Source organism: Pseudomonas sp. C9 (genome assembly GCF_002000165.1).
In the GTDB taxonomy this organism is placed as follows: Bacteria; Pseudomonadota; Gammaproteobacteria; order Pseudomonadales; family Pseudomonadaceae; genus Aquipseudomonas.
Window position 1 is genome coordinate 970,441 of the sequence record NZ_MPAK01000001.1, and the last position, 14,250, is coordinate 984,690.

At 59.9% G+C, this 14,250-nt stretch carries 12 protein-coding genes and 4 tRNA genes; 2 read left to right on the forward strand and 14 right to left on the reverse strand.

From position 1 onward, the window contains the following. Positions 1-9: 9 nt before the first annotated feature. The 5 genes from asd to leuC all read right to left on the reverse strand — a co-directional run bounded on the left by asd (position 10) and on the right by leuC (position 5,337). Positions 10-1,122: an aspartate-semialdehyde dehydrogenase gene (gene asd, locus BMS17_RS04645; RefSeq protein WP_046026895.1), complete on the reverse strand. Its 1,113-nt coding sequence runs from the start codon at positions 1,120-1,122 to the stop codon at positions 10-12. A gap of 66 nt (positions 1,123-1,188) precedes the next feature. Then, positions 1,189-2,271 (reverse strand): 3-isopropylmalate dehydrogenase, encoded by a 1,083-nt coding sequence (gene leuB / locus BMS17_RS04650; RefSeq protein WP_077430537.1) that lies wholly within the window; start codon positions 2,269-2,271, stop codon positions 1,189-1,191. Positions 2,272-2,340: 69 nt separating this feature from the next. Beyond that, positions 2,341-3,108, reverse strand: a complete 768-nt coding sequence (locus tag BMS17_RS04655) for a class I SAM-dependent methyltransferase (protein WP_077430538.1) — start codon at positions 3,106-3,108, stop codon at positions 2,341-2,343. A gap of 155 nt (positions 3,109-3,263) precedes the next feature. Beyond that, a complete protein-coding gene (gene leuD, locus BMS17_RS04660; RefSeq protein ID WP_046026898.1) occupies positions 3,264-3,908 on the reverse strand; it encodes a 3-isopropylmalate dehydratase small subunit in 645 nt (214 codons plus the stop codon). 10 nt (positions 3,909-3,918) lie between these two features. Beyond that, positions 3,919-5,337: a 3-isopropylmalate dehydratase large subunit gene (gene leuC / locus BMS17_RS04665; protein WP_046026899.1), complete on the reverse strand. Its 1,419-nt coding sequence runs from the start codon at positions 5,335-5,337 to the stop codon at positions 3,919-3,921. 154 nt (positions 5,338-5,491) lie between these two features. Here leuC and BMS17_RS04670 point away from each other — a divergent pair, with 154 nt between their 5' ends. Both BMS17_RS04670 and BMS17_RS04675 read left to right on the forward strand, forming a co-directional pair. Further along, positions 5,492-6,382: a LysR family transcriptional regulator gene (locus BMS17_RS04670; protein WP_046026900.1), complete on the forward strand. Its 891-nt coding sequence runs from the start codon at positions 5,492-5,494 to the stop codon at positions 6,380-6,382. A gap of 69 nt (positions 6,383-6,451) precedes the next feature. After that, positions 6,452-9,730, forward strand: coding sequence for a PAS domain S-box protein (locus BMS17_RS04675; protein WP_077430539.1), 3,279 nt, complete (start codon positions 6,452-6,454; stop codon positions 9,728-9,730). Between the two features lie 53 nt (positions 9,731-9,783). Here the strand turns inward: BMS17_RS04675 and BMS17_RS04680 are convergent, their stop codons facing one another. The 9 genes from BMS17_RS04680 to BMS17_RS04720 form a co-directional block, all read right to left on the reverse strand. Beyond that, a complete protein-coding gene (locus tag BMS17_RS04680) occupies positions 9,784-10,230 on the reverse strand; it encodes an Hsp20 family protein (RefSeq protein ID WP_046026902.1) in 447 nt (148 codons plus the stop codon). A 120-nt stretch (positions 10,231-10,350) separates the two neighbouring features. Then, on the reverse strand, positions 10,351-11,310 hold the full coding sequence (locus BMS17_RS04685) for a tRNA-dihydrouridine synthase (protein ID WP_046026903.1): 960 nt from the start codon (positions 11,308-11,310) through the stop codon (positions 10,351-10,353). 205 nt (positions 11,311-11,515) lie between these two features. Further along, on the reverse strand, positions 11,516-11,953 hold the full coding sequence (locus BMS17_RS04690; RefSeq protein ID WP_077430540.1) for a thioesterase family protein: 438 nt from the start codon (positions 11,951-11,953) through the stop codon (positions 11,516-11,518). A 48-nt stretch (positions 11,954-12,001) separates the two neighbouring features. Further along, positions 12,002-12,835 carry an alpha/beta fold hydrolase gene (locus BMS17_RS04695; protein WP_046026905.1) on the reverse strand — a complete coding sequence of 278 codons (834 nt, stop codon included), beginning with the start codon at positions 12,833-12,835 and terminating at the stop codon, positions 12,002-12,004. Between the two features lie 29 nt (positions 12,836-12,864). Next, complete coding sequence (locus BMS17_RS04700; protein ID WP_077430541.1) at positions 12,865-13,404, reverse strand: TetR/AcrR family transcriptional regulator; 540 nt, start codon at positions 13,402-13,404, stop codon at positions 12,865-12,867. Between the two features lie 184 nt (positions 13,405-13,588). Continuing rightward, positions 13,589-13,664 (reverse strand) — tRNA-Glu (locus tag BMS17_RS04705). A gap of 80 nt (positions 13,665-13,744) precedes the next feature. Continuing rightward, a tRNA-Ala gene (locus BMS17_RS04710) sits at positions 13,745-13,820 on the reverse strand. Positions 13,821-13,872: 52 nt separating this feature from the next. After that, positions 13,873-13,948 (reverse strand) — tRNA-Glu (locus BMS17_RS04715). A gap of 79 nt (positions 13,949-14,027) precedes the next feature. Then, positions 14,028-14,103: transfer RNA gene (locus BMS17_RS04720), tRNA-Ala, on the reverse strand. Positions 14,104-14,250: the final 147 nt, after the last annotated feature.

Consider the following 14,250-nt stretch of genomic DNA (forward strand, 5'->3'; position numbering starts at 1 on the left):
TTCAACCGATCAACGCTCGAGCAGAATCCGCAGCATGCGGCGCAGCGGTTCGGCCGCGCCCCACAGCAGTTGGTCGCCAACGGTGAAGGCACCGACGAATTGCGAACCCATGTTCAGCTTGCGCAGACGGCCAACCGGCACGTTCAGGGTGCCAGTGACCTTGGTAGGGCTCAGCTCCTGCATGCTGATGTCGCGGTTGTTCGGCACCAGTTTCACCCAAGGGTTGTGCTGGCTGATCAGCCCTTCGATGTCGGCGATCGGTACGTCTTTGTTCAGTTTGATGGTCAGCGCCTGGCTGTGGCAGCGCATGGCGCCGATGCGCACGCAGATGCCATCGACCGGAATCGGACTCTTGAAGCGACCGAGAATCTTGTTGGTCTCGGCCTGGGCCTTCCACTCTTCACGGCTCTGGCCGTTCGGCAGTTCCTTGTCGATCCACGGGATCAGGCTGCCGGCCAGCGGTACGCCGAAGTTCTCGGTCGGGTACGCGTCGCTGCGCATGGCTTCGGCGACACGACGATCGATGTCGAGGATCGCGCTGGCAGGGTCGGCCAGTTGATCGGCGACAGCGGCGTGGGTCGCGCCCATTTGCTTGATCAGTTCACGCATGTTCTGAGCGCCGGCACCAGAGGCTGCCTGATAGGTCATGGCGCTCATCCACTCCACCAGACCAGCTTCAAACAGGCCACCCAGGCCCATCAGCATCAGACTGACGGTGCAGTTGCCGCCGATGTAATTCTTGGTGCCCGCGTCCAACTGCTGGTCAATGACCTTGCGGTTGACCGGGTCCAGCACGATGACCGCATCATCCTGCATACGCAGGCTGGAAGCGGCATCGATCCAGTAACCCTGCCAGCCGGCTTCGCGCAGCTTGGGGAACACTTCGCTGGTGTAGTCGCCACCCTGGCAAGTCAGAATCACGTCGAGGGTTTTCAGCTCTTCAATGCTGTAAGCGTCCTTGAGCGGAGCAATATCCTTACCCACGGACGGGCCTTGGCCACCAACATTGGAAGTGGTGAAAAACACCGGCTCGATAAGATCGAAATCCTGCTCTTCCAGCATCCGCTGCATGAGCACGGAACCGACCATACCGCGCCAACCGATCAGACCTACACGTTTCATCGCAACTACACCTTCTTGAAATGTGGGCCGCTGCTTTGTCTTGAATTTGGCAGCGGGCCCGAGAGATTACAGATTCCGCAGCGCGGCGACTACTGCGTCACCCATTTCCTGCGTACCGACTTTAGTGCAACCCGCCGACCAGATGTCACCCGTGCGCAGCCCTTGATCCAGCACCAGGCTCACGGCTTTCTCGATGGCATCGGCCGCCGACTGCTGGTTGAAGCTGTAACGCAGCATCATCGACACCGACAAAATGGTCGCCAACGGGTTGGCAATGCCCTTGCCCGCAATGTCCGGCGCGGAACCGTGGCACGGCTCGTACATACCTTTGTTGTTGGTGTCCAGGGACGCCGACGGCAGCATGCCAATGGAACCGGTGAGCATCGAGGCCTGGTCGGACAGGATGTCGCCGAACATGTTGTCGGTGACGATCACGTCGAACTGCTTCGGTGCGCGCACCAGTTGCATGGCGGCGTTGTCGACGTACATGTGGCTCAGCTCGACTTGCGGGTAATCCTTGGCCACTTCCTCGACGATTTCACGCCACAGCTGGCTGGATGCCAATACGTTGGCCTTGTCCACCGAGCACAGCTTCTTGCCGCGCACCATGGCCATGTCGAAACCGACACGGGCGATGCGGCGGATTTCGCTTTCGCTGTACGGCAGGGTGTCGTAGGACTGACGCTCGCCGTTTTCCAGGGTGCGGGTGCCGCGTGGTGCGCCAAAGTAGATACCGCCGGTCAGTTCACGGACGATCAGGATGTCCAGGCCCGCCACGATTTCCGGCTTCAGGCTCGAAGCTTCGGCCAGTTGCGGGTACAGGATCGCCGGACGCAGGTTGCCGAACAGGCCCAGTTGCGCACGGATTTTCAGCAGGCCGCGCTCAGGGCGGATGTCACGCTCGATGGTGTCCCATTTCGGGCCGCCCACGGCGCCCAGCAGTACCGCGTCGGCCGCGCGGGCGCGCTCCAGGGTTTCGTCGGCCAGAGGCACGCCGTGCTGGTCGATGGCCGCGCCGCCGATCACGTCGTGGCTCAGTTCAAAGCCCAGGGCGAACTTGTCACTGGCCAATTCCAGCACCTTGACCGCTTCGGCCATGATTTCCGGGCCAATACCGTCACCTGGGAGAATCAGAATCTGCTTGCTCATGCTTTCCTCATGTCTTCAGTCGGTGCGCCATCAACTGGCGCGCCCGGAAAAATGCTTATCGCTCTGCGCTTATCGTTCAGCCATCAGCACCAGCACATCAGTACTGAACGAGCCATCGGCTTCTATCTCAAAATATTCACGTACTTCGTTGCCCATCGACTGCTGCAATTCGCGGATCGCCGCGCGCATCACTTCAGGTGTACGCATGCGCTCAACCCAGGAGGTGTACTCCAGGCGCAGCCGCTGACGCGTGGTGCTGCGCGTGTGTAACCCCGCCTCGCTGACCTGTCGCAACCACTCACCGGCCGAATAATCGCGCACATGGCTGGTGTCACGCAGCACTTCGACGCTCTGCAGGTAAGTGTCGAACAACGGGCTACCCGGTGACAACACGTCAATGAACGCCGCCACGCCACCCGGTTTCAGCACCCGACGAACTTCGCGCAGGGCTACACCGAGATCGCTCCAGTGGTGCGCCGAATAACGGCTGAACACGAAGTCGAACTCGCCATCGGCAAACGGCAGACGCTCGGCGGCGCCGTTGACCGTGGAAATGTTGCTGATGCCGCGATCAACAGCAGCGGCAGCGACCACGTCGAGCATCTGCTGCGACAGGTCGTAGGCGACCACTTCCTTGACCAGCGACGCCACGTGAAAACTCACATGACCGGCGCCGCAACCCAGGTCCAGCACCCGGGCATTGCCCTGCCCTGCCAGTTCGGCCTGTAGCAACGCGAACTCAGTGCCTTGAGCGTGTACGGCGCTGCTCAGGTAGGCCGAAGCCTGTTCACCGAATTGCTTTTGTACAACCTGACTGTGTTGGGCGGTGCTGGTCATGGGGACTTCCTTTTTGGGGTGAGTCTTGGGGTGTTTATTCGGGCCTCATCGCGAGCAAGCCCGGTTCCTACAGGGATTGTGGCGCTCACATAACCTGTAGGAGCCGGGCTTGCCCACGATGAGGCCAGCCCTGACTACATCAATTCCAATCTTGCTTACGCGTCGCGAAACAACCAAGGCTGGCTCGCACGATGCTTGGCCTCAAACGTCGCAATTGCTTCGTGGTCTTGCAAGGTCAGGCCGATGTCATCCAGGCCATTGACCAGGCAATGCTTGCGAAACTCGTCCAGTTCGAAGCTGTAGACCTTGCCGTCCGGCCGGGTCACCGTCTGGGCTTGCAGATCGACCGTCAACTGATAGCCAGGATTGGCTTCGACCTGCTGGAACAGCTCATCCACTTCAGCGTCGCTCAGGATGATCGGCAGCAAGCCGTTCTTGAAGCTGTTGTTGTAGAAAATGTCGGCGTAGCTCGGCGCGATGATGCTGCGGAAACCGTACTCTTCCAGTGCCCACGGCGCGTGTTCACGGCTGGAGCCGCAACCGAAGTTCTCACGGGCCAGCAACACGCTGGCGCCTTGATAACGCTCGGCGTTGAGCACGAAATCCTTGTTCAACGGGCGCTTGGAGTTGTCCTGGTAGGCATACCCCACGTCCAGGTAGCGCCACTCATCAAAAAGGTTCGGGCCAAAACCGGTGCGCTTGATCGACTTCAGAAACTGCTTCGGAATGATCTGGTCGGTATCGACGTTCGCTCGATCCAATGGCGCGACCAAACCGGTGTGTTGGGTAAAAGCTCTCATGTGCGGTTCCTCAGATCAGTTCGCGAACGTCGATGAAACGACCGTTGACGGCAGCCGCCGCGGCCATGGCCGGGCTGACCAGGTGCGTACGGCCACCGGCGCCCTGACGCCCTTCGAAGTTGCGGTTGGAAGTCGATGCGCAATGCTCGCCGGACTCCAAACGGTCCGGGTTCATCGCCAGGCACATCGAGCAACCCGGCTCGCGCCATTCGAAACCGGCCTCGAGGAAAATCTTGTCCAGGCCTTCCGCCTCTGCTTGTGCCTTCACCAGGCCCGAGCCCGGCACAACGATGGCCTGCTTGATCGTCGAAGCGACTTTGCGGCCCTTCGCGATCACCGCAGCAGCACGCAAGTCTTCGATCCGCGAGTTGGTGCAAGAGCCGATAAATACGCGATCCAACTGAATGTCGGTGATCGCCTGATTGGCGCTCAACCCCATGTACTTCAACGCGCGCTCGATGGAACCGCGTTTGACCAGGTCCATTTCCTTCGCCGGGTCCGGCACGTTCTGATCAACCGCCAGGACCATCTCGGGCGAGGTGCCCCAGCTGACTTGTGGCTTGATCTGGGTCGCGTCGAGCTTGACCACGGTGTCGAATACGGCGTCAGCGTCGGAGACCAAATCTTTCCAGGCTTCGACGGCCATGTCCCATTCCGCGCCTTTCGGGGCGAATGGACGGCCCTTGACATATTCCACGGTTTTTTCGTCCGCAGCCACCAGCCCCACACGAGCGCCGGCCTCGATGGACATGTTGCAGATGGTCATGCGGCCTTCGACGGACAGGTCGCGAATCGCGCTGCCAGCGAACTCGATAGCGTGGCCGTTGCCGCCGGCGGTGCCGATCTGGCCGATCACGGCGAGAACGATGTCCTTGGCGGTCACGCCGAACGGCAATGTGCCCTCGACCGAGACCAGCATGTTCTTCATTTTCTTGGCGACCAGGCACTGCGTCGCAAACACGTGTTCAACCTCGGAAGTACCGATACCGTGCGCCAAAGCGCCAAACGCACCGTGAGTCGAGGTGTGCGAGTCGCCGCAGACTACGGTCATGCCCGGCAAGGTTGCGCCCTGCTCCGGACCGATCACATGAACGATGCCCTGACGCACGTCATTCATCTTGAATTCGGTGATGCCGTATTCGTCGCAGTAGTCATCGAGGGTCTGAACCTGCAAACGCGAGACCTGATCGGTAATCGCTTCGATGCCGCCCTTGCGATCCGGGGTGGTCGGCACGTTGTGGTCCGGGGTGGCGATGATCGAGTCGACTCGCCAAGGCTTGCGCCCGGCCAGGCGCAGGCCTTCGAAAGCTTGGGGCGAAGTCACTTCATGGATGATGTGGCGGTCGATGTAGATCAGCGACGACCCATCGTCGCGCCGTTTCACCTCATGGGAATCCCAGAGCTTGTCGTAAAGCGTTTTGCCGGCCATCAGACGGTTCCTCATCAGCTTTTTACTATTTTCTATGCCTTGGGTTTTGCACGGTTCAATAACCCCTTGGCTTGTGAGGTCGATCCTAGGGGGTTACATTAAATAACTCAAATTCATATTTTTTATGCTTTGGATAACCAACTGGAATACGACGATGGATCTGGCCAACCTCAATGCTTTTATCGCAATTGCCGAGACCGGGAGCTTCTCCGGCGCCGGCGAACGACTGCACCTGACCCAACCCGCCATCAGCAAACGCATCGCCGGGCTGGAACAGCAATTGAAGGTGCGCCTGTTTGACCGTCTGGGCCGCGAAGTCGGCCTGACCGAGGCCGGCCGTGCCCTGCTGCCACGGGCCTACCAGATTCTCAATGTGCTGGACGACACCCGCCGCGCCCTGACCAACCTGACGGGCGAGGTGTCCGGCCGCCTGACCCTGGCCACCAGTCACCACATCGGCTTGCACCGGTTGCCGCCCTTATTAAGGGAGTTCACCCGGCGCTACCCCCAAGTCGCGCTGGATATTCAGTTCCTCGATTCGGAAGTGGCCTACGAAGAAATTCTCCATGGCCGTGCGGAACTGGCGGTCATTACCCTGGCGCCGGAACCGCACACACTGGTCAAGGCGACGCCGGTGTGGGACGACCCGCTGGATTTCGTGGTCGCCCCGGAGCATTCGCTGATCAGCAACGGCGCGGTCAACCTGGCCGACATTGCCCTGCACCCGGCAGTCTTCCCCGGTGGTAACACCTTTACTCATCACATCGTTCAGCGGCTGTTCGAGGCGCAAGGCCTGACACCGAATATCGCCATGAGTACCAATTACCTGGAAACGATCAAGATGATGGTCTCGATCGGCCTGGCCTGGAGCGTATTACCGCGCACAATGCTGGACGATCAGGTTGCGCGAATACCTTTACCGGGCATACAACTGACTCGCCAGCTAGGCTATATCTTGCACACTGAACGGACTCTATCGAATGCTGCAAGGGCTTTTATGGCTTTGCTGGACGCACAAATCGATTTGCCAGGGACTCAAGGCTAACCTGTGCTACTCCTGTAGAGTCACGAATACCTGCGCTTAACGCCCATTTCCGCCCAAGGCCAGCTGCCAATGCCGAAGTCTGTTGACCGTATTCCGCCGATGCCCCGCATCCAGGCGCTAGACCCCAAACGGTCCGAGTTGAGCTGGGAAAGCGCGCCACAATTGCTCGCCGCCCTCAACGGTGCGCGTCTGGGGGCCTGGTATTGGGACATCGAACGTGGGCAGATCAGTTGGTCGCGCGGGACTCAGGCGCTGTTTGGCTTCGACCCGCACATGCCGTTGCCAGAGGATCTGGAATACCTCGACTTGCTGCCGCCGGAGGACCGGGCGAAAACCGTGCGCGCCTTCCACGCGGTGATTGCCGGAGCCCCGCTGGAGCAGGCGATGCATCACCGCATCCGCTGGCCCGACGGCAGCCTGCACTGGCTGGAGATCAACGGCAGCCTGCTGCCGGATAAAAACGGCCGGCCGCGCATGATTGGTGTCATCCGAGAAATCACCCACCAGCGCCAGCGCGAACAAGCCCTGAGCAGCTCGGAAAAACGCTTCGCAACGCTGTTTCACCTGTGTCCGAACATGGTGTTGCTGACCCGCCAGGAAGACGGCTTGATCACCGAAGCCAATCAGCATTTCGAAAGCCTGTTCGGCTGGCCGGTGCAAAACGCGATAGGCCGTACCACGCTGGATCTGGGCCTCTGGGTGCACCCGGAGCAACGCGCCAAACTGGTCGCGGCCACCAAAGCCAAGGGCGACCTGGTCAGAATGGAGGTGCAATTTCGCGCCAGCAACGGGCAAATCCACGATGGCATCCTCAGTGCGCAAAATGTCGAACTCGAAGGCCAGCCCTATCTGCTGAGCACCTTCCTCGACACCACCGAACGCAAAGTGGCCGAACAAGCCCTCAAGGACAGCCAGGAGCGTCTCGACCTCGCCCTGGACTCGGCGCAACTCGGCACCTGGGACTGGCACATTCCCAGCGGCATGCTCTACGGTTCGGCGCGGGCCGCTCAATTGCACGGCCTGGAAGCCAAACCTTTCCACGAGTCGTTCGAGGAGTTTTTCGAAGGTGTGCCCGGCGAAGAGCGCGACACCATGCGCGACGCCTACCGCAGCCTGCGCGAAGGCCCGGCCGGCAATTATCAACTGACTTACCGCGTTCAACTGCCGGACGGCAGTTCGCGCTACCTGGAAAGCCGCGCCCGCCTCTACCGCGATGAAAACGGCGTCCCGCTGCGCATGGCCGGCACCCTGCTGGACATCACCGATCAGGTGGAGCGCGAACAGCGGTTGGTGGCCTCGGAAGAAAAATTCGCCACGCTGTTTCAGGTCAGCCCGGATCCGATTTGCGTGACCCGCCAGGACACCGGCCAGTTCATCGAGATCAACTCCAGCTTCACCCAGACCTTTGGCTGGAGTGCCGACGAAGTGATTGGCCGCAGCGCCGACGAAATTGGCCTGTGGGACGCCTCGGCGAAAAGCCTGCAGCGGATCGAACAGGTCATCCGCGAACAAGGACTGAACAATGTCGCCATCGTCGCCCAGCACAAGGACGGGCAATCCCTGACCTGCGTGATTTCCAGCCGCCAGATCAACGTTGGCGAAGAACCCTGCATCGTCACCACCTTGCGTGATATCACCCAGCAACAACGCTCTGAAGCGGCGCTGAAGGCCAGTGAAGAGAAGTTTGCCAAGGCGTTTCATTCAAGCCCCGACGCCATCACCATTACCGAACGCGACACCGGGCGCTACCTGGAGGTCAACGACGGTTTCTGCCGCCTGACCGGCTATCGCGCGCAAGAGGTCATCGGCCGTACGGTGTATGAGGTGGGCATCTGGGCCGAAGAGAAACAACGTGCGGCGCTGCTCGCCGAGCTACAGATCAAGGGCCGCGTGCATCACCAGGAAATGCTCGGACGCAACAAGCGCGGAGAGTTGCTCACCGTCGAAGTTTCGGTCGAACCCATCACCCTCAACGAAACCGCCTGCCTGCTGCTGACCGCCCGCGACGTCAGCCTGCTGAAAAACGCCGAAGCGCAGATCCGTCACCTGGCCTACCACGACCCCTTGACCAACCTGCCCAACCGCGCCCTGCTGATGGACCGCCTGAGCCAGCAGATCGCCCTGCTCAAGCGCCACAACCTGCGCGGTGCGCTGCTGTTTCTCGACCTCGATCACTTCAAGCACATCAACGACTCTCTCGGTCACCCGGTCGGCGATACGGTGCTGAAAATCATCACCGCGCGACTCGAAGCCAGCGTGCGCATGGAAGACACCGTGGCGCGGCTCGGCGGTGATGAATTCGTGGTGTTGCTCAGCGGCCTGGAAGGTTCGCGCAACGAAGTCAGCACCCAGGTACGGGAATTGGCCGACACCTTGCGAGAATTGTTGTCGGAACCGATGTTCCTTGATGGCCAGCGCCTGCAGGTGACGCCGAGCATCGGCATCGCACTGATCCCCGACCACGGCTCGACCCCGACCGATTTGCTTAAACGCGCCGACATTGCGCTGTACCGCGCCAAGGATTCGGGTCGCAACACCACGCAGATGTATCACAACACCATGCAGAAGGCCGCCAGCGAACGCCTGCGCATGGAAACCGACCTGCGTCTGGCCCTTTCCCGGGGCGAATTCCATGTGCATTACCAACCCCAGATCGACGCCCGGGGCAATCGCATTGTCGGCGCCGAGGCACTGGTGCGCTGGGACCACCCGGAACTCGGCGCACAGGCACCTGCCGAGTTCATCAAGGTGCTGGAAGACAGCGGCCTGATTCTTGAAGTCGGCACCTGGATTGTCGACGAAGTGTGCAGAGACTTTAAAAAACTGGTCGACAAAGGCCTGGTCAACCCGCTCAGCTTCAGCCTGTGCGTGAACATCAGCCCAAGACAATTCCGCCAAAACGACTTCGTCGAACGCATCGAACACAGCCTTACCAGCCACGGCCTGCCCTGCTCGCTGCTGAAACTGGAAATCACTGAAGGCATCGTCATCCAGAACCTGGAAGACACCATCAGTAAAATGCGTCGCCTGAAAAAGCTCGGCGTGAGTTTCGCGATGGACGACTTCGGCACCGGCTACTCCTCACTGACCTATCTCAAGCGCTTGCCGGTCGACACCCTGAAAATCGATCAGTCGTTCATCCGTGATGCCACGACCGACCCCAACGACGCCGAAATCATCCGCGCCATCGTCGCCATGGCGCGTAGCCTGGAGTTGAAGGTGATTGCCGAAGGGGTGGAGACGGCGGAGCAATTGGAGTTTTTACAGGGACTGGGCTGCCATTTTTACCAAGGGTATTTGCACAGTCGGCCGTTGCCGGCAGAGGAGTTGCAGAAGCTCCTGAAATGACGGGACACAAACACAAAAAAGGGCGCCGATGGCGCCCTTTTCATTACTCTGCCTTAGTGCTGCAGAGCCGGTTTTTGCGTCCCGTTGATCGGGATGCGCTTGGCTTTCGCCTCTTCTGGAACGATGCGCAACAGATCAATGCTCAACAGACCGTTACGCAGGTCAGCGGCTTTGATCTCGATGTGATCCGCCAGGCGGAACGACAGCTTGAACGCACGCTGGGCGATGCCTTGGTGCAGGAAGGTCACGCCTTCGCTCGCGTCACGTTTGCCACCACTGATGGTCAGCACACCTTTCTCGACTTGCAGGTCCAGGTCTTCTTCCTGGAAACCGGCGGCGGCGACGACGATGCGGTATTGGTCATCACCGTGTTTTTCCACGTTGTAAGGTGGGTAGGTGCTGCCTGGCTCATTACGCAGGGCGGTTTCAAACAGGTCGTTGAAACGGTCGAAACCCACCGAGGAACGGAACAGTGGGGCCAGGGAAAATGCAGTAGTCATGGTTCAAATCTCCTGAAAACATCAGCAAGGTTTTTTGTCTCCGCGACCCGAATTCGGCATCGCGTAACCCTTAGATAGGGACCGCTGATTGCATTTCAAGAGATTATTTCGAGATTTTTTTCAGGCCGCTTCCGGGAGTCTCAGGCCCAACAAACGGCTGACCTGATCCAGTTCGGTCTCGCGACGCAGGACAGTAAACAGCTCGACGGCTTCCGGATAATTGCGCGTCAACATGGCCAGCCACTGCTTCAAGCGACCGGGGGATTGGCGGGGAGTCATCTGCGCCTTAGCTTGCAGCCAGAAGTCTTGGATCAGTGGTAACAGCTCGGCCCAGGTCATCTCGACGACGGCTTCACCGGCGCGTGCCGCCGCGATTTGCCGGGCCAGGTCCGGACGCGAGACCAGGCCGCGACCGAGCATGATGTCTTCCACGCCGCTGATTTCGCGGCAACGACGCCAGTCTTCGACACTCCAGATGTCGCCATTGGCAAACACCGGCACCTTGACCACCTCTTGCACTCGCGGGATCCACTCCCAGTGCGCCGGTGGTTTGTAGCCATCGGTTTTGGTCCTGGCATGCACCACGATATGCGCCGCGCCGCCTTCGGCCAGGGCTGTGGCACACACCAGCGAGCCGTCCGGGCTATCGAAACCAAGGCGCATCTTGGCGGTCACCGGGATGTGCGCAGGCACCGCACGACGCACGTGTTCGACGATTTCGTTGAGCAGTTCAGGCTCTTTGAGCAGCACCGCGCCGCCGCGAGACTTGTTGACTGTCTTCGCCGGGCAACCGAAGTTCAGGTCGATGACTTCAGAACCCAGTTCACACGCCAGCGCGGCGTTTTCGGCCAGGCACACCGGATCGGAACCCAGCAGTTGCACGCGCAGCGGCACGCCGGAGGCGGTGCGGGCACCGGTCAGCAGTTCAGGGCCGAACTTGTGGTAGTAGGCAGGCGTGAGCAGTTGATCGTTGATCCGGATGAACTCGGTCACGCACCAATCAATACCGCCCACACGGGTCAGCACGTCCCGCAGGATGTTGTCGACCAACCCCTCCATGGGCGCCAAAGCAATTTGCATGAAAAACACACTCGACGAAAAACGTGCGGCAGTTTACTGGTTTCGGCGCGCAGAAGGTATTTCGTCAGACCGGACGGTGACGATTGTGCAGACGCCATCGCGGGCAAGCCCGGCTCCCACAGGGTTAGCGTCGTACACAAATCTGTGCCCAGCACCGAACCCTGTGGGAGCCGGGCTTGCCCGCGATGAGGCCAGCGAAGACAGGTTAGATCGCGACTGCCAGCGCCGGGCCGTAGCCCTCGATGAACTCGGCCGGCATGCGCTTGGGCTTGCCGGTCGACAGCTCGATGCAGACGAAGGTGGTTTGAGCCCGCAGCAAGGTGGTGTTGTCGCTCGGGCGCTTCAACTGGAAGTGTCGGGTCATTTTAAGGCGCTGATCCCAATCGACGATCCAGGTCGCCAACTGCAATTCGTCATCCTCATAGGCCGCGGCCAGGTAATCGATCTCGTGCCTCACGACCGCCATTGCCCTGTCCAGCCGCCGGTACTCGACCAGATCAAGGCCCAGACGCTGCGAGTGGCGCCAGGCACAGCGCTCGAGCCACGTCACGTACACCGCATTATTGGCGTGACCCAGCCCGTCGATGTCCTCGGCGCCTACTTGCAGATCAATGATAAATGGCGTTGCCCGATCCCAACTCATGCCCCACTCCCGGTCAGATAATGTCCACCGGGGCAGTGTAACGGATGCCTACGCCGATTGGCGCGATTGCAGACTGCGACCGGCCAACAGTGATAGCACGCCATCAATGACCCGAGGATCGGCCAGCACCCGCTGATGGCCACCCTCTTGCAGACGCAACAAGCGGCTGTCGAACCAGGCTTCGTGGATCAGCTGGGATTCCTTGACCGAAACGTAGCAGTCATCCTCGGCATGGACGATCAGACCGGGCATGTCGAGTTGATAGTGCGCCACATCCAGTGCCGCAGCGCGCATGCCCACATCTTTCTCAACCTGACGAATAAATGCCGAGCGGGCTTTGGGGGGCAGTCGTACGTACTTGGCGAAACCGCGCAGCACCCCGAGAATTCGCGCCGGAGCAGCGATAGTCACCAGGGTTTCGGTACGCAGGCCCAACTGCACGGCGAGCATGGCACTGGCGCCCCCCATCGAATGACCAATGACCGCTTGCAGCGGGGGCAGTTCGGCAGCGGCTTCCAGCATGGCCCGGGCGAACAGAACGACGTTGGCTTCTTCACCGGGTGAGCGACCATGCGCCGGGCCGTCGAGGGCGACCACGGTGTAACCGGCCTCCACCAGCGCGGTGATGAGGCTGGCGAACTGCGTCGGCCGACCTTCCCAACCGTGCATCAACAACACCGCAGGGCCTTGCCCCCAGCGCAGCGCCGAAAGGCCGAAACGCAGCGTGATGCGTTCGGACTTCGCCAGCAACGGCAGCTCCCAATCACGCGGCGGCAGTTCTCGCGGCGTCATGAATGCCAGTCGCATTTTACTCGCGACCAGTTTCGGGGCGAACCAGCCCAAGGTGCCATTAACGCCACGAACCCACTTCAACGTGCTCATCGCATTCTCCCCAGGCCGCAGCCTTCAGGTCACTGCACCGCAGATTTGGCGGCGCGCAGTAATCGATCGGACAACTCTCCCGGCCCCAGCGCCCGCGCCAGAGCCAGACCACCCACCATCAACGCCATGTCAGCCAGGGCCTTGTCGGTGTCTTCCGGGCTGGCCGCCAACTGCGCGACCATCATTTCCACATGCTCATTGAGTGCGACACGAAACGCGTCCGGCAGCCGCCCCAGTTCACCAACAGAAGCCGGAATCGGGCACGCCGACTCGGAGGAATCACGGTGTTTGCGTGACAGGTAAAAAGCCGCCACCAACGCGCGACGCTCTTCGCCAGTCAACTGGGCGTCCATGTCAGCAATCAGGTCACGACGGTGACCCAGCAATTGCTTGAAGGCCTCCAGCATCATGGCGTCCTTGCTTTCGAAGTGGGCGTAGAAGCCGCCGACGGTCAGGCCGGCTGCGCCCATGACTTCGCCCACGCTCGGCTCTGCCGGGCCGCGCTGGATCAGCGCTGCACTGGCAGCCTTGATGATGCGTTCGCGGGTTTGTGCTTTTTTATCGTTCATCGTTGCCTCCGAATATTACGACTAGAATATTATTCTCATAATAATTTTACGCAAGTCGTGGATGTGACCGCTGGTCTGAAGAACAGTTTGAAAGAATTAGGGGGATTTGGCCAAACGCCAGACAAACAAAAGGGCCATTCAATAATTGAATGACCCTTATAAAATCCCGCAGAGCGGGTAATCGTGGCGTCCCCTAGGGGACTCGAACCCCTGTTACCGCCGTGAAAGGGCGGTGTCCTAGGCCACTAGACGAAGGGGACGCAAAACCTTCTATACAACTGATCAGTGCTGAGAGCTGATCGATTCAAAGTCTGCGTGGCCAGACCTTGAACTGTAAAATTGGTGGAGCTAAACGGGATCGAACCGTTGACCTCTTGCATGCCATGCAAGCGCTCTCCCAGCTGAGCTATAGCCCCGATTTATCGCCTGGCGGCGGAGCAGCATCTTGCGACACTGCTTCTGTAAAACTGGCGTCCCCTAGGGGACTCGAACCCCTGTTACCGCCGTGAAAGGGCGGTGTCCTAGGCCACTAGACGAAGGGGACGCAAACCCTTCTATACAACAGATCAACGCTGAGTGTTGATCGCTTCAAGGCCGGTGTGGCCAGACCTTGAAGTGTAAATTGGTGGAGCTAGACGGGATCGAACCGTCGACCTCTTGCATGCCATGCAAGCGCTCTCCCAGCTGAGCTATAGCCCCTCATCGCTGAGGACGGGGCGAATCTTAATGGCGGATCGAAAAGCTGTCAAACTTATTTTTAAAATATTTCAAAGTTTTTTGCCGACATAACAATCACTTACCGCCGAACCCCGTAAATCCGAGGCCAGATCCGTCCCTGTAGCAGCT